This window comes from Corynebacterium kroppenstedtii, assembly GCF_016894245.1.
Taxonomy (GTDB): domain Bacteria; phylum Actinomycetota; class Actinomycetes; order Mycobacteriales; family Mycobacteriaceae; genus Corynebacterium.
In genome coordinates, this window is the sequence record NZ_CP069792.1 from 1,410,197 (window position 1) to 1,425,001 (window position 14,805).

A 14,805-nucleotide genomic window follows, 5' to 3' on the forward strand; every position below is an offset into this window, starting at 1 on the left:
GCTACCGGGGGCACGACGCGATGGGGGCACAACGTGGGTATAACGCGGCCGGGGGGAATACGTCAGTGCGGTGGACTATAGGCGCGGTCGCGCGAGCAACAATGGATCTCCTTCTCCCCGCTGATTGTCCGGCATGCGGGTGTCCCGGCGTGCCGGGAGAACCGCCGGGGTTGTGCATCCGGTGTGAGCGCCTGTGCCAGCAGGATCCTCCCTTCTTCACGACGCCACGTCTGGACCCCGGTATTCCCATCGTGGTGAGTCGGTCGTATGGAGGTGTGCATCGCCAGGTGCTGTTGGGCGCGAAGGAACGTGGCCGACGTGACGCCCGTGACGTGTGCGGTGCGCTGATGGTGGGCACCTTCCGGTGGCTGTGGGCTAACGGGTACCTGCCCGATCCCCGCGTGGTGCCGTGGGTACTTGTCCCTGCGCCGACAACGCGTCGGGCATCGCGTCAACGTGGGGGCGACCTGGTGACGCGATGGTGCCAGGACACCAGCCAAGCGATAAGTGGCGATATCACCGTCGCCCCGGTGTTGCGGAGCAAAGGGACGAAGCGAGACCAGGTAGGGCTCTCTGCCGTCGCGCGAAGGGAGAACCTCTCCGGCGCAGTCACCGTAGATAAAAGTGAGTGGGAGCGGTGCACCAGGAATACGCGGACAAACATAGGGCAGACGGGTGCCCACGCTCCACAGGTGATCCTTGTGGACGATGTGGTCACGACGGGATCGACGTGCGCTGAATCCGTACTCGTCCTCCGTGCGCATGGGTGGTATCCGGTGATGGGGGTAGCGTTGTGTAGCGCTTAGCCCACTAAACCCCCTTGATAATGTCCGTTTAGCGCTCCTCGGACCCGTGATTGTGGGTACCCCCACCCCCGAGTTCGAGCTCGTCCAGGTAGTCTTGAAAGTGTCCTTGAAGGCAACCGTCGGGTTGCCGTGGAACCGGCGCCATAGACAGTGCCGCAGGAAAAGAGCTGGATAGAAGCCATATAAGGCGATCGTGATTCAGCCCGTGCGACACTGGCGCCCCTAGTGTTGGAGGTAGAGCTCGTGACCACACCTGCTGAGAAAGATGAGGCTGTCACACCACAAGCCCAGGTACACCTCACTGGCCGTAACGTTGACATTCCCGATCACTTCGCCGATAGGGTTAACGCAAAATTGGCCAAAATTGAACGCCTGGATCCTACGTTGACCTCCTTCCACGTCGAGCTGCTGCATGAACCTAACCCGCGCCGCGCTGACCGTGCTGATCGCATTCAGATCACGGCGTCTGGCAAAGGTCATATCGCTCGGGCGGAAGCAAAGGAAGATAGTTTCTACGCGGCCTTGGAAAGTGCAATTGGCCGCATGGAACGTAGCCTCCGGAAGGTGAAAGTGCGCCGGCAGATTAGCCGTTCCGGCCACCGCACACCAATTTCCGTGGGTGAGGCGACGGCTCAACTGGTGCAAGACGCCAAAGATGAGCAGAAGACGGAGCAACCTGGCAAGTACGACGTTGATCCCTACGCAGCGGACTTCGAGCCGGGCAAGATTGTCCGCCGTAAGACTCACCCGTCGACACCGATTAGCGTCGACGAAGCACTCAGCGAGATGGAATTGGTGGGGCACGACTTCTTCCTGTTTGTGAATGAAGAAAACAACAAGCCGTCCGTTGTGTACCGTCGTCACGCTTTTGACTACGGCCTGATTACCCTCGGCTCTGAGGAAGAAGTTGAGGCAGAGGCTGCCGAAGCAGACAAATAACGCCCGTACGTAGCATCAACGCTGCGCGGCGATAGCATTCTTGCCGTATAGCTCGCCGCGCTGCGACGATGGCTAGCGACCAGTCCGGCTCCCCCGTGGGGCCGGCTTTCCCATGTGTGGCCAAAGATAAGGTGGCAGATAAGTTGGCGTGGTTCACCCGCTAGTGGTCAACACCGTATACTGCCAACCGAGTAGACTGCCTGTGTTATTCATGCTCACCTGGTGGGGCATACACTCGCTGGTAGCATTATCCATCCATTAATCGACAGTTGTTAAAGGACCATTCCCTGTGCTTGGACTCTCCTCGATCCTCCGTGTTGGCGAAGGACGCGCCGTCAAAAGGCTGAAAAACATCTCAGACCGCGTCATCGCCCTTGAAGATGATTATGCAGCGTTGAGTGACGCGGAATTGGCCGCGAAGACCGATGAATTCAAACAGCGCCTGAAAGATGGCGAAACGGTCAACGATCTGCTCTTGGAGGCCTTCGCCACTGCTCGTGAAGCGTCGTGGCGAGTTCTGGGACAAAAGCACTTCCCTGTGCAAGTGATGGGCGCTGCGTCCTTACACTTCGGTTCCGTCGCCGAGATGAAAACCGGTGAAGGTAAGACCTTGACTTGTGTGCTTCCCGCATACCTCAATGCGCTGGAGGGCAAGGGCGCGCACGTCGTGACGGTGAATGACTATTTGGCTAAACGTGACTCGGAGTGGATGGGCCGTGTTCACCGTTTCTTGGGCCTTAAAGTTGATGTCATTCTCTCTGGCATGACTCCGGAGGAGCGCCGCCAGGCCTACAACGCGGACATTACCTACGGCACGAACAACGAGTTCGGCTTCGACTACCTGCGCGACAATATGGCCCACTCCCTGGACGAGTTGGTGCAGCGTGGTCACCATTACGCCATCGTCGACGAAGTTGACTCCATTCTTATCGACGAAGCACGTACCCCGCTGATTATCTCCGGTCCCGCAGAGGGAACGTCGGAGTGGTACACGGCGTTCGCGCGGATTGTGCCCCGGATGAGCCGTGATATTCACTACGAAGTGGATGAGCGTAAGCGAACTGTCGGGATTCGCGAGGAAGGTGTTGAGCTGGTCGAAGATCAGCTGGGCATCGATAACTTGTACGCACCCCAGAATTCGCAATTAGTTGGGTATTTAAACAACGCCATTAAGGCGAAGGAGCTCTTTGTCCGCGATAAGGATTACATCGTCCGCAACGGTGAGGTTCTTATTGTCGACGAGTTCACGGGCCGTGTTTTGTCGGGGCGTCGCTATAACGAAGGTATGCACCAGGCCATTGAGGCCAAAGAAGGTGTAGAAATTCAAGCGGAAAACCAAACGTTGGCGACGATTACCCTGCAGAATTACTTCCGCCTGTACGACAAACTGGCCGGCATGACTGGTACCGCGGAGACTGAGGCGTCTGAGCTGCACCAGATCTACAAGCTCGACGTGAACCAGATTCCGACCAACCGGCCCAACCAGCGTATCGACAAGAGTGACCTGGTCTACAAGACGCAGGAAGCGAAATTCCGCGCTGTGGCCGACGACATCGAAGAGCGCGTGCAGAAGGGGCAGCCGGTGCTGGTCGGTACGACCTCAGTCGAGCGCTCCGAGTACTTATCGCACCTGCTGCAGTCGAAAGGTGTCCGGCACAGTGTGCTGAACGCCAAGCACCACGAGGAAGAAGCGCAGGTTGTTGCGCAGGCCGGCCGATTGGGTGCGGTCACCGTCGCCACGAACATGGCTGGCCGTGGTACGGACATCGTGCTCGGCGGTAACCCGGACATTATCGCGGATATTAATCTGCGTCAGCGGGGACTTGACCCAGTAGAGACTCCCGAAGAGTACGAGCAAGCGTGGGATGAGGAGATTGCACGCGTCCGCGATGCCTCGAAGAAAGAAGCGAAGGAGGTCTGCGAAGCGGGTGGCCTGTACGTGCTAGGCACGGAACGTCACGAGTCCCGCCGCATTGATAACCAGTTGCGTGGTCGTTGTGCTCGACAGGGCGACCCCGGTGAAACGCGGTTCTACCTGTCGATGCGTGACGAGCTGATGACGCGGTTCGTGGGGCCATCGATGGAAGCCATGATGAATCGCCTTAACGTGCCGGACGATGTTCCGATTGAGGCGAAAATGGTGACGAACGCCATCAAGAGTGCGCAGACGCAGGTCGAAAGCCAGAACTTCGAGATGCGGAAGAACGTCTTGAAGTACGACGAAGTCATGAACTCCCAGCGCAAAGTCATCTACGCAGAACGTCGTCAGATTCTCGAAGGCCTGGATTTGCGCGACCAAGTTCGCGCCATGATCGACGACACCATTTCCGCGTACGTCTACGCAGAAACAGCCGACGGGTACGTCGAGGATTGGGACCTGGGTGCATTGTGGAACGCCCTGGAGAGCCTCTATGGGCCGACGATGAGTTGGCAGTCTCTTATCGATTCGTCTGAATACGGTCCGGCGGGGGAGCTTCCTGTCGAAGATCTGCGTCGGGCATTGATTGACGACGCGTTGGCCCAGTACGAGGACCTTGAGAAGGTCGTCGAGGCCATCGGTGGCGACGAGCAGATGCGTAACCTGGAGCGCTACACCCTGTTGAACGTCGTGGATCAGAAGTGGCGTGAACACCTCTACGAGATGGATTACCTCAAAGAGGGTATCGGTTTGCGTGCGATGGCTCAGCGCGATCCCCTTGTTGAGTATCAGCGCGAGGGTGGCGACATGTTCCGCAAGATGGAGGACGGCATCAAGGAAGAGGCCGTCCGGCAGCTGTTCATGGTTCGCCAGCAGATCGAAGCTAATAAGATGCAGCAAAATGCAGATGTCAACGGTGACGGCGAAGTCGATGCGACAGACTTCGCGGGCGAGCGCCAGGAAGTGCAGATGAGCTACTCCGGGCCGGATGAGACCGGTTCTGCGTCGGCAGTCAATGAGGGTGACGCAGAGGCCCAGCCGAAGAACCGCCGTGAGCGTCGCGCGGCTGCACGGGCCCAGCGCAAGAGTGGACGTCATGCCCGGTAGTCGCGTGCCCTCCTGTATAGAGGGCTCAGTGGTCACATAAACCGGAGTGTCGTCACCCGGTAGGACGACCGGGTTTTGGCCGCCTTACCAGCCAGTATTCGCACCCGCCCTGGCTGGTGGGAGCGGGGGAGTCGTGCTTGCCACGTCCCGCAGAATTCAACAAAGCGGGGGCGCTCTCCTTCCATCTCATTCGTTGAGCAATGAACCATGATGAGGCGCCCCGCCACGACGGGTGCATGGGGGCTACTGCTCAATCGGGATAGCGTCGTAAGCGATTGCCGAACCACAGGGGCGAAATCCTCAGGGGATAACTTGGATGGAGGTCGGTGGCCACTCGCGGTCTCGAGGGCGATGGTAACGAGTCTGCGAATAACGGCGGTGGGGGTTGCCAGCGGAATCGGTGAGTCACTGGTCTCAGACGGTGTCGGAGTAAGAAGGACAGGTTGTGCTGGGGGATCCTCCACGTAGTCGTTGGTATCCGCGTACGTGGCGGCATCCAGAGCTGTATGGCGAGTGGCCTGATGTAACAAGGTGAACCCTGGAATGGGCGTTAGCCAGCCCGGTTCAGTTATATGTCGAGCCTGCCGAGTGGCTATCGCATCTGCTGCCGAGGTCATGGTGGTTGCGGTGCTCATAGTTGGTTCGACGTAAAAATGCGCTTATGGTTCCATCCGCCGCCATAAACGTCACGTCCACAGCTATCTATGCCACGCCCACACTGAGACAGGGCATCGAACCCGAAGTTCGGTTACGATAGTGCGACATGAGAGGTTTGATTGTGGATTATTGTGGCGTTTTAGACGTGTCCGAGGAGGACGCGGACCGGTGGCGCGCCCTGCTCCAAGCAGCGAAAGCAAATGGCGTGGCCACCGCTATTTTGTCGAATGATCCCGGCGGACCCCAAGCAGATCCCATCCGCGAGTGGGAACGCTCTGGCACCGTCGATGCCGTCGTCCTTTCCGGCGAAGTCGGCGCCGATAAGCCGTCGGAGGAAGTATTCCAGGCAGCCGCCGATGCCATTGAACTTCCACTGAATGATTGTGTTCTGGTGGATGATTCGATTGAAAATGTCAAGGGCGCTGTGGAATCCGGGATGGTCGGAGTGCTGTACCAGCAGTTTGACCGGACGGTTGTGCAGGTAACGGGCCTGTTCGGTCTGGATGGTGACTTCTAGGTTGGCAACAATGCGGATTTATGTGCCGGCTACATTCAGTGCGTTGCAGGAGCTGGCGGAGAAAAAATCCATTCCAGTACGTAGCGGTGTAGCCTTTGCCGTCACCCCGGCATTGCGCGAGTACTTCACGTCGGGAGACGACGAAGAGCTGGGCTACCAGGCGTACTTAGATGCAGGTCGGGCCTCCTTGCGCTTGTTATCGGTGGGGGATGAAGACCGGTTTCCTCACCGTCGCGTCATCCTCACTTTTGAGGTGGATGAGTCCACAGTGACTCCGGATCCGACGGCGGGCGAATCAACGGTGCGATTGGATCCACCGACATTATCTGCCGACGATCTTGCGTCCATTCATATCGATGTTAAGCAGGCCGAAGATGACACCGCGCAGGCATTACGTGTCATTGATGAAGCCGACCTGGGCGATGACGATGCGGAACATCTCCTGGCTAACTGCGAGGATCACGATCTCGCCTGGTATGACCCTCAGGAGCTGTCGATGGTGGCTCAGCTGTTGTAGAACCTGCTGACGCCGATCCTGCAGGCGGAGATCCTGCTGACGGAAAGTGCGTGCCCTGATCCTGGGCGCCGTCTTCCATCACCTTTTCAACCCGATGCCAGCCTGGCTCTGTGGTGTGAGTGCTTCGTGACGGTCGAGCAGCCTTTTGCGACCGCATATCGTCGGCAAAGGGCCCGTGCTGAGCAGTGGCGACGCCGGCCTTATTGGGTGTGACAGTGCGCCGGAATAGCCAGTTTTGGCCCTTCTGTGTCGCGCGGACAGCGAGCGCTGCAGCAATGACAGCGACGAACATGGCGAGGTAACCGTCGGCACCCTGATTGGTGAACTCGACGGCTGCGACCAGCCCAAATAGCGGTGCGGCCATCGTCGTCGAGAGGAATGCGGCCGCGCCTAGTAGGGCACACGCGCGGGGATCGATGCTGGGGAACATCCATTGCCCTGCGTAGCCCAAAGCACATCCGAGTAAGGCACCCAAGGCGAAGGAGGGCGTCAGAATCCCTCCGACGGCGCCCGCCCAGAAACTCGCACAAGTTACCGCCAGCCGGATGATAAAAACTGCGATGGCTCCGCCGAGTGTCACCTGTGCGGTGAGCGCAAGGTTGGCGGAATATGCACCATTCCCACTAGACCCCAAGAAAAAGAGGGATAGAACCCCAACAATGGCCATCACACCTGTCACGGCCAGCCATTGCCACCGCGCAGAAACCGGCCGCGCAGATGTTCGATGGGCCAGGCGCGCGAAATAGTCGCCGGCTAGGCCTGCTATAGAACCGACGACGATAGCGCAGAGTAAGGTCAGTGCACTTTCGTTTAATTGGGCCGCGTTATAGGTGGTTCGCGGTGCTCCTAGGAGCCCTGAGACCGTTGTCGCTACCACAGAACACGTCATCGTCGTCACCACCGACCGTACGGAGGCAGACACGAGGAGCAGCTCGATAGTGAACAGAGCGCCGGCCAGGGGTAAGTGGAATGACGCTGCCATGCCTGCTCCGGCGGCCGACGCAACGAGCAGCCGGAGAGTTCGCCTATCGACCTCCCAAAGCCGTGAGAAGGCTGACGCTATCAGCGCCCCAATCTGACGGGGAGCCTGCTCTCGACCAATCGGAACCCCCGCAGAAACACTGATAATTTGCAGCAATGAGCTGGAAAGTGTGGAGCCGACGGGCATCGTACTGCCCTGCATAGCCTGTGGGATAGAGACGCGTCTAGTGGATTTCCAATGCAACGCTGCCCACCCCACCCCTGAGATGAATCCGACAGCAATAAGGTGAATGAGCAAATTGACAGTGGGGCCGAGTGAATCAAGTGGAGATATCTCGTTTTGATGGTCGGAACCGTACACCAACCGCTCAGTGAACAAGATCAGTTGGGCCACTCCGGCGATGAATGCCCCCACGATAATCCCGATGATGGTGGCGTAGACGGCGACGAGCCCGATGGGGGACCGTGACACGCTGGAGGTGGGCACGGGCGGGAATTGCGAAATGTCATCATCGCCGGCCGACGCGATGGAGTACGACCGCAAGCGGGTGCGGAGGGGATGTTCGCACGACGAGTCGGTGGCGTGCGTGTTTCTCTGTTGCCAGTTGTTCACCGCCCTGCGCCACCACATGAAAATAGGTTAAGGGTTCACTGGCGTGTCAAGAAAGAAAAGGTGCCTGCCCCGCGACATTTTTTACTCAATGTGGGGTAGATCAGGGGCAGACTTGCGACGATCACCGCGACGGCGATGGCGGGAATGCTGGAGAGCCCTTGCCCTGTGAATTCCGCGGTGATGAGGAGGGCGAAGAGGGGAGCGCGTTGTGCCGTCGCCAGGAATGCTGCCCCGCCGAGGACAGCGCAGGCGAGGATCGGTGTTCCGTTGACACTCTCAGTGAGAACGTCGGCCGTGGTGATGGCATTTCCGACGGTACTCATGGCGCCCGAGAGAGCAATGCCCGCTAATCCCCCCGCCATCACGCCGATAGAGAAGCTCGGAGTCAGGATCCCGCCCAACGCTCCACTGGCGAGGCTAATGAGCGTGACGACGACGTTGAGCACACACAACAGCACTAGAGCTTTCCAGCCCATCGACGCATCGAACACTGATACCGCCGCGTATTTTCCGTTGCCAGCAAGAGCGGGAAAACTCATGGCGGCGATACCGACCAGGGCGAACCCCACAGGCATGCGATACAGCACGCGAGCGTCGTGGGTGGCCCAGCGTTGACACCAACGAGCAAGGCGGCGGAATGCACCACCTAGAGGGCCAATGATCACACCCATCAGTATGGCGACCAACAGGGTAGTCCATGAGCAAGCCACGTGTGGCGCGCTGTATTGCAGCCCGGTAGGTTCGATAAGAGCAGATATGGCGGTCGCTATGAGGCAAGTCGCACTCACGACGATGACTTTGCTAAGCCGGATGCTCACTCCGCACAACTCGATCGCGAATGCAATACCGGCCAGGGGGACGCGATAGGCCGCAGCAAGTCCCGCGCCCGCGGCGGACGCAATAAGAAGTCGACGGAGCTCGGGAGACATCCGTGCCCATGCGGCCACACGATCGGCCCATAGCGCGCCAGCCACGCGCGGTGCATTTTCCCGCCCCACGGAAGCTCCAGTGCCCACCTGCGCCACCTGAAGGGCCACGTTTGCGCTGGTCTCAGGAATGACGGAGTGGTATCCGTCGAGCGATCGTGGCACCGATGGCTGGGGGCGCCCCCAGCGCTGGAGGCTCCACCACGCAATACTTCCGACGACACCCGACGCGATGTACACGGTCAGGATGCGGCCGGGAGAGGTGACGTCGGTAGGAATTGGAGCGCTGGATTCGTCGGCACCGAAAGAGAGTTTCTCCACGGCGAGAAAAAGAATGGTGAGGAGTGCTGCGGATATGCCAGTGAGCACAGCGATCCCGGCAACGCACAGACTGAGGACAGCAAGGTGGCGGCTACGAGTCATCCCGATTGAGGTCCCACTCGTCATTGGATCGTAGGGTTTCTAAGACGGATCGGATCGCGTGGACGCGCCGGGCGGTTGCGCCGGTGGCGGTATCGAGCGCGCACTCGGGGTCTGCGGGCGGCCCCATGTGGGTGCATCCTCGCGGGCAGTCGGTGATGAGCTCGGCGAGGTCCTCGAACGCGGCGATGACCGTATCGGGGTCGACGTGGGCCAGTCCGAAGGAGCGGATTCCTGGTGTGTCGATGATCCACCCAGGATCGGCTGATTCGTCTGCCGTCGTGTTCGGCGATGTGCTCCCGGGGAGGCAGAGGGCTACCGATTGCGTCGATGTGTGTTTTCCTTTGCCGACGCCGGACACTTCTCCGGTAGCTCGGTCAGCGTTCGGTACGAGGCGGTTGACGAGGGTCGATTTGCCGACACCGGAGTGCCCTATGAGCGCTGTGATGTGACCGCGCGTCAGGCGTTGGACGTCGGTAATATCGTCATCTTGTCCAGCGATAACGATCCGGATGTCTAGATCCTCGAATTCGCGCGCGAAGGGTGCGGGATCGGTGAGGTCGCTCTTAGTCAGGCACAGTATGGGGGAGATGCCACCGGCGAAAGCTGCAACGAGGGCGCGCTCTACGAAGCCCGCCCGGGGAGGCGGATCAGCGACGGAGGAGACGATGAGCAGCTGATCGGCGTTGGCGACGACGATGCGTTCGTAGGGGTCATTGTCGTCCGCGGTGCGTCGGAGGATGGAGTGTCGATCGGCCAGTTTTACGATGCGCGCTAGCGTCCCCGGAGTTCCTGATGTGTCACCGACGACCCCCACACGGTCTCCGACGACGATGGGAGTTCGTCCGAGTTCGCGGGCACGCATGCACACAATGGTGCGGGAGCCGTCGGGCGTGTCGTCAAGGACAACGCCCCACCGTCCGCGGTCTTTGGTGATGACCATGCCCCACTGTGCGTTCTTGTGGGAGGGGCGGTCTTTGGTGCGTGGCCGGGAGCCTTTACCTGGGCGAATATGGACATCGCTTTCATCCCAGTCGCGTGAGGGGCGTCGTCGAGCGCTCATTCAGGGCCGCCTTCTGCAGACTTCGTGGCTGTTAGCCAGGTTCGTGCAAAGTCGGGGAAGGTTTTCGATGTGGTTCTTATATTTTCGACGCGAACCCCGGCCACGGCCAAACCGATGACCGCGCCGGCTGTTGCCATGCGGTGATCGTCGTAGGTGGGCCAGACGCCACCATGTAGGGGTGCCGGGGTGATGATGAGGCCGTCGTCGGTTTCCTCGACCTGACCGCCGAGTGCGTTGATGTTGGTGGCTAGGGCGTGAAGTCGGTCGGTTTCGTGGCCACGCAGGTGAGCAATTCCGTACAGGTGGGAGGGGGTGTCCGCGAGGGCGGCGAGAGCTGCGATGGTGGGGGTGAGCTCGCCGATGTCGTGAAGGTCCACCGTAATTCCGGTGAGGCCGGTGCATCCGGTGTGTCCGGTACCGGATGCGCGATGGCTCGTGGAGGGATCAGGACCAGTGACGACGAGATCATGATCGACGAGCTCGCAATGGGCCCCCATGTTCTCCAGGATGGTGCGGAATTGGTCTCCCGGTTGGGTTGTGCTGGTTGGCCAGTTCGGAATGACGACTCGCCCACCTGTGACGGCCGCGGCGGCCATAAATGGGGTGGCGGTGGACAGGTCGGGTTCGATAACCCACCGGTTCGGCTGAATGTCCCCAGGGGCGACCTGCCACGTGTGGGGTTCTGGCGTCGTGACGTCAATACCCGCGTCCCGAAGCATGTCTATAGTCATGTCGATATGCGGTTGCGAGGGGAGCGTAGCCCCAGTGTGCGTCACGGTTATCCCATGAGTAAAGCGCGCCGCAGAGAGAAGCAGCCCGGAGATGAATTGCGAGCTCGAGGACGCATCAATGTGTATAGCTCCCCCGCGCGGCCCCTCAGTGGTGCCTACGTATGTCGCATGCGCATCACCGGCCGACGAGTGCGAATCCGACGAAGCCGCTGATGAGCCCATAATCCGCAGCGGAAGCGATTCTCCCTCCACGGTGACGCCAAACTGACGCAGTGCGTCGGCCATGGTTTGTAGTGGGCGTTTGCGCGCGTGTGGGTCTCCGTCGATAAGAACTGGTCCGTCGGCGAGAGCTGCTACAGGGGGCAGGAAGCGCATCACGGTTCCCGCCAGCCCACAGTCGATAGTTGCGCCGTGCAGGTGAGGCGTCGGGGTGACTCGAAGGGTAGGGGACGCCGGTGGTGTTCGGTGAAAGTCATTGTCTATTGACGATGAATCGCTTTCTTCGATAGTGACACCCATGGTTCGCAGTGCGGCGATCATGAGGTCCGTGTCTCGGCTGCGCAGTGCACCTGTGATGGTGGAAGAGCCCGACGCCAAAGCTGCGAGAATGAGTGCCCGGTTAGTCATGGATTTGGAGCCGGGGATGGTCACGGTGGCGGTGACAGGGTAGCGGGGAGTGGGGGCCTCCCACAGTGGTGTGTCGGGTGACTGCGCTTTCACGTTTGTCATTGTTGCATTATCGGTGCGGGACTGCATAGGAGTGCGTCATGGCGGGGGTTGGTTCTGGTGCGATTGTCGTTGTGAGGGGGCACAGTAAAATGTCCGGAACCTCGTGGCGGCCCTTAGTGACTGACCCTAGTGACTGACCCTAGTGGCCTTCGAGTATGTCGGCGGTGGTGGCGTCGGTGAGTGAAATAAGGTCCTGGGGGGATAAGCCGATATCGAGTCCGCGTTTGCCCCCAGAGACGTACATGGTGTCGCAGAGAAGGGCGGTTTCGTCGATAACGGTGGGAAGAGGTTGCTTTTGCCCGATTGGAGAAATCCCGCCAGTGATATATCCACTGCTGCGCTCTGCATCCTTGGGCTTCGCCATGCTGGCTTTTCCGTGCCCGTACCCGCGGTTTTTCAAGGCGGTGGCGGCGTGTTTGAGGGACAGCCTCCCCGTGACGGGGACAACCGCGACGGCAAGTTCGGGCTTGGGTTCTTTGCCGGCAGCGAGGTCAATGAGCAGGGTTTTGAAAATTTGGTCGGCCTCGATCCCCTCGTTCGCTAGCATCTCGGCGGCTTCTTCGCCGTAATTGGTTGTGTGATGGTCGAATTCCCGCACCTCATGATCGATGTCGGCATCTGCGCACACTTGTAATGCAGGTGTTGCGGCTCGGCCTGTTTTCTTCCCTGACACCGATTTCGCATGACCCTTCTTGCCACTCATGGCTGCTATTTGTACACCGTTACCGAAGTTGGCGAAAAGCGTGGCTATCTGACGACGGTCGACGGTGGTCCGGAACCACACAGCGAATACACGGTGGGCCCCATGTCGGTTACGATAAGGAACGATGACTGCGAATGTTGCGACTGTTCTGTGTCGATCGATGTCGGGGATTCGGCTGATGGTAGGGAATAACCACATGCGTTGTTTCGCTGGCAACCACGACGCGTGGGGACGCGGCTTATTCGCGAGTATGGGCACAGGAGAGAGTCTTCAAGGTGCACGTCGTGAGGAGGTTCTCTGTGGCTAATCAAGCCGATTTTGAAGGGCAAGCAATGCCGCTGTTGGACCAGCTTTATGCGGGTGCGCTGCGGATGACACGAAATCCACCCGATGCGGAGGACCTTGTCCAAGAAACCTATATGAAGGCGTATCGCAATTTCGGGTCTTTTAAGGAAGGCACGAATTTAAAGGCCTGGATGTATCGCATCATGACAAATGCGTACATCAATGTTTACCGCAAGGCACAGCGCCGGCCGACAGAATCTCCGACTGATGAGATTACAGATTGGCAACTGGCTGCTAACGCAGAGCATGACTCGACGGGGCTGGAGTCGACCGAGGTTGAAGCATTAAAGAACATTCCCGACGAGCGTATCCGCGATGCTCTCATGGATCTTCCCGAGGATAATCGGATGGTTGTTTACTATGCCGATGTTGAGGGAATGCCGTATAAGGAGATCGCTCATGTGATGGGTACTCCGGTGGGAACGGTGATGAGCCGCCTTCACCGCGGAAGAAAAAAGCTGCGGGAAGCGTTAAAAGAAGTGGCCTCGGAACGTGGCATAGGCGGCGTCCAACCTGCTGGATCTTCTGAAGGTAGTTCTTGATTCAGGATGGACTTGTGTACCTGAGGTGCCTAACACCACGGGTGATGGCCGCGAGTACGCCACGAGTACGTATACATAATTAAACCCGAAATAAGTACCGTCACATGTATGAAAGGAACGACCCCCATGACTCATCACTGCGGGAATGAACCCAAGGATGAGGAGCCTGGCGCGTCAGACTCCTCAGCATCTGCCGGTGGGTATGCGCTCGATAGCTGTTGTCACGACATTATCGACGAGCTGAATGATCTTCTGGACGAGCCATGTAATCCGGAGCGGCGTGAGGCATTAATGGAAAGGGTGAATAGTTGCCCGGAGTATTTTGAGGCCTACGGGATTGAACAAACCGTCCGTAGCCTTCTTCGCCGCAGCTGCTCAGAGCCTGCGTCACGCGAGTTGCGCGCCCGGATTCACGTGGCGATCACGGAGCAAATTCGTTTCGAGTGAGTGGGGTATCCTGTCTCCGCCACCGGCTGCGTAGACGATGTTCATGAGACGAAAAAAGGGTGAACCCGATGATGGGTTCACCCTTTTTACTATGAATTGCGTAAGCTATTCGGCAGCTCCACCAGGGACTTTATGCGCTGGGGCGCTTGCCGTGGTTAGCCTTCTTCTTGCGACGGTCCTTGCGTTTGCGTCCACGTTTGCTCATCGCGGCTCTCCTTTACTTGATTGGGGGGGCAGTGCACGTGCAGTGCACGTCGTCTTTTTAGGGGCCGGGCCACGCGCGGGCGGTCACGACGCCATAGGAAGGTGATTTTATCGAATGGCCATTGTGATAGCTAACGCGGTCTAGTCCCGGGTTTCAGTTATGTGTCGCGGATCGCCAGGTGAGCTGACGGGTTTTTTGGGCCGCGTCGCGAAGTGAATGAGCTTTAGACCGTAGCGCGACGACGCGAGTTGTTGCGGTTGCGGCGGCGCTTCAGGGTGCGTCGCTCGTCTTCGCTCATACCACCCCAGACACCGGCGTCCTGGCCGGTTTCGATGGCCCAGGCGAGGCACTGCGAGGTTACTGGGCAACGGTTGCAAACAACTTTCGCACGAGCGATTTGTGCCAGTGCGGGGCCGGAGTTTCCGACGGGGAAGAAAAGCTCGGGGTCTTCATCACGACAAACGGCTTTGTGGCGCCAATCCATGAAATTCTCCTTGTTACGTGTGGTGGGGGTGGAAGGTACTGTGTCCGGTTATCGCTAACTCGGCCGATGCTTCGGCCGGCAGGCACGCCAAAAGCAGCCATGGCCATGGCGTCGAATGTGGATTAGGTGAGGGATACCGGGAAAAATCCGGGATC

15 protein-coding genes are annotated in these 14,805 nt (G+C 59.0%); 7 read left to right on the top strand and 8 right to left on the bottom strand.

Annotation, left to right across the window (positions count from 1 at the left end):
* Positions 1–20: 20 nt before the first annotated feature.
* The 3 genes from I6J23_RS06185 to secA all read left to right on the top strand — a co-directional run bounded on the left by I6J23_RS06185 (position 21) and on the right by secA (position 4,770).
* Positions 21–806, top strand: coding sequence for a ComF family protein (locus tag I6J23_RS06185; RefSeq protein WP_204581338.1), 786 nt, complete (start codon positions 21–23; stop codon positions 804–806).
* A 243-nt stretch (positions 807–1,049) separates the two neighbouring features.
* Positions 1,050–1,745 carry a ribosome hibernation-promoting factor, HPF/YfiA family gene (hpf, locus tag I6J23_RS06190; protein ID WP_204581339.1) on the top strand — a complete coding sequence of 232 codons (696 nt, stop codon included), beginning with the start codon at positions 1,050–1,052 and terminating at the stop codon, positions 1,743–1,745.
* Between the two features lie 289 nt (positions 1,746–2,034).
* Entirely contained in the window at positions 2,035–4,770 is a 2,736-nt protein-coding gene (gene secA / locus I6J23_RS06195; RefSeq protein ID WP_204581340.1) for a preprotein translocase subunit SecA, read from the top strand.
* A 32-nt stretch (positions 4,771–4,802) separates the two neighbouring features.
* Here the strand turns inward: secA and I6J23_RS06200 are convergent, their stop codons facing one another.
* Complete coding sequence (locus tag I6J23_RS06200; RefSeq protein WP_204581341.1) at positions 4,803–5,405, bottom strand: Rv3235 family protein; 603 nt, start codon at positions 5,403–5,405, stop codon at positions 4,803–4,805.
* Positions 5,406–5,533: 128 nt separating this feature from the next.
* On the opposite strand from I6J23_RS06200, the gene I6J23_RS06205 reads away from it, so the two are divergent.
* On the top strand, positions 5,534–5,944 hold the full coding sequence (locus I6J23_RS06205) for an HAD family hydrolase (protein WP_041628875.1): 411 nt from the start codon (positions 5,534–5,536) through the stop codon (positions 5,942–5,944).
* Between the two features lie 10 nt (positions 5,945–5,954).
* Positions 5,955–6,461: a DUF6912 family protein gene (locus I6J23_RS06210; protein WP_204581342.1), complete on the top strand. Its 507-nt coding sequence runs from the start codon at positions 5,955–5,957 to the stop codon at positions 6,459–6,461.
* Here I6J23_RS06210 and I6J23_RS06215 read toward each other — a convergent pair.
* The 5 genes from I6J23_RS06215 to I6J23_RS06235 all read right to left on the bottom strand — a co-directional run bounded on the left by I6J23_RS06215 (position 6,391) and on the right by I6J23_RS06235 (position 12,627).
* Positions 6,391–8,073, bottom strand: a complete 1,683-nt coding sequence (locus I6J23_RS06215) for a chloride channel protein (RefSeq protein ID WP_204581343.1) — start codon at positions 8,071–8,073, stop codon at positions 6,391–6,393. The two genes, I6J23_RS06210 and I6J23_RS06215, sit on opposite strands and share 71 nt — an antisense overlap.
* 17 nt (positions 8,074–8,090) lie before the next feature.
* Entirely contained in the window at positions 8,091–9,428 is a 1,338-nt protein-coding gene (locus I6J23_RS06220; protein ID WP_204581344.1) for a chloride channel protein, read from the bottom strand.
* Positions 9,394–10,464, bottom strand: a complete 1,071-nt coding sequence (gene rsgA / locus I6J23_RS06225; protein ID WP_204581345.1) for a ribosome small subunit-dependent GTPase A — start codon at positions 10,462–10,464, stop codon at positions 9,394–9,396. Before rsgA ends, I6J23_RS06220 begins: the two co-directional genes overlap by 35 nt.
* Positions 10,461–11,924, bottom strand: a complete 1,464-nt coding sequence (locus I6J23_RS06230; RefSeq protein WP_239454852.1) for a 3-phosphoshikimate 1-carboxyvinyltransferase — start codon at positions 11,922–11,924, stop codon at positions 10,461–10,463. The genes rsgA and I6J23_RS06230 overlap by 4 nt, the downstream gene beginning before the upstream one ends.
* Positions 11,925–12,063: 139 nt before the next feature.
* Complete coding sequence (locus I6J23_RS06235) at positions 12,064–12,627, bottom strand: aminoacyl-tRNA deacylase (protein WP_204582955.1); 564 nt, start codon at positions 12,625–12,627, stop codon at positions 12,064–12,066.
* Between the two features lie 299 nt (positions 12,628–12,926).
* On the opposite strand from I6J23_RS06235, the gene I6J23_RS06240 reads away from it, so the two are divergent.
* Positions 12,927–13,514, top strand: coding sequence for a sigma-70 family RNA polymerase sigma factor (locus I6J23_RS06240; RefSeq protein ID WP_412523806.1), 588 nt, complete (start codon positions 12,927–12,929; stop codon positions 13,512–13,514).
* 126 nt (positions 13,515–13,640) lie between these two features.
* Complete coding sequence (locus I6J23_RS06245) at positions 13,641–13,961, top strand: mycothiol system anti-sigma-R factor (protein ID WP_052292395.1); 321 nt, start codon at positions 13,641–13,643, stop codon at positions 13,959–13,961.
* 130 nt (positions 13,962–14,091) lie between these two features.
* On the opposite strand, the gene I6J23_RS10915 is transcribed toward I6J23_RS06245, so the two are convergent.
* Complete coding sequence (locus tag I6J23_RS10915) at positions 14,092–14,166, bottom strand: 50S ribosomal protein bL37 (RefSeq protein ID WP_012732104.1); 75 nt, start codon at positions 14,164–14,166, stop codon at positions 14,092–14,094.
* 223 nt (positions 14,167–14,389) lie between these two features.
* Positions 14,390–14,650, bottom strand: coding sequence for a WhiB family transcriptional regulator (locus tag I6J23_RS06250; protein WP_046202645.1), 261 nt, complete (start codon positions 14,648–14,650; stop codon positions 14,390–14,392).
* Positions 14,651–14,805 lie beyond the last annotated feature (155 nt).

Bases quoted from the DNA above. Each gene is read 5' to 3' on its own strand.
- rsgA (WP_204581345.1), bottom strand. From the start codon at position 10,464: ATGAGCGCTCGACGACGCCCCTCACGCGACTGGGATGAAAGCGATGTC.
- I6J23_RS06235 (WP_204582955.1), bottom strand. From the start codon at position 12,627: ATGAGTGGCAAGAAGGGTCATGCGAAATCGGTGTCAGGGAAGAAAACA.
- I6J23_RS06210 (WP_204581342.1), top strand. From the start codon at position 5,955: ATGCGGATTTATGTGCCGGCTACATTCAGTGCGTTGCAGGAGCTGGCG.
- I6J23_RS06215 (WP_204581343.1), bottom strand. From the start codon at position 8,073: ATGTGGTGGCGCAGGGCGGTGAACAACTGGCAACAGAGAAACACGCAC.
- I6J23_RS06185 (WP_204581338.1), top strand. From the start codon at position 21: ATGGGGGCACAACGTGGGTATAACGCGGCCGGGGGGAATACGTCAGTG.
- I6J23_RS06230 (WP_239454852.1), bottom strand. From the start codon at position 11,924: ATGACAAACGTGAAAGCGCAGTCACCCGACACACCACTGTGGGAGGCC.
- I6J23_RS06245 (WP_052292395.1), top strand. From the start codon at position 13,641: ATGACTCATCACTGCGGGAATGAACCCAAGGATGAGGAGCCTGGCGCG.
- I6J23_RS06220 (WP_204581344.1), bottom strand. From the start codon at position 9,428: ATGACGAGTGGGACCTCAATCGGGATGACTCGTAGCCGCCACCTTGCT.
- I6J23_RS06200 (WP_204581341.1), bottom strand. From the start codon at position 5,405: ATGAGCACCGCAACCACCATGACCTCGGCAGCAGATGCGATAGCCACT.
- I6J23_RS06250 (WP_046202645.1), bottom strand. From the start codon at position 14,650: ATGGATTGGCGCCACAAAGCCGTTTGTCGTGATGAAGACCCCGAGCTT.
- I6J23_RS06205 (WP_041628875.1), top strand. From the start codon at position 5,534: ATGAGAGGTTTGATTGTGGATTATTGTGGCGTTTTAGACGTGTCCGAG.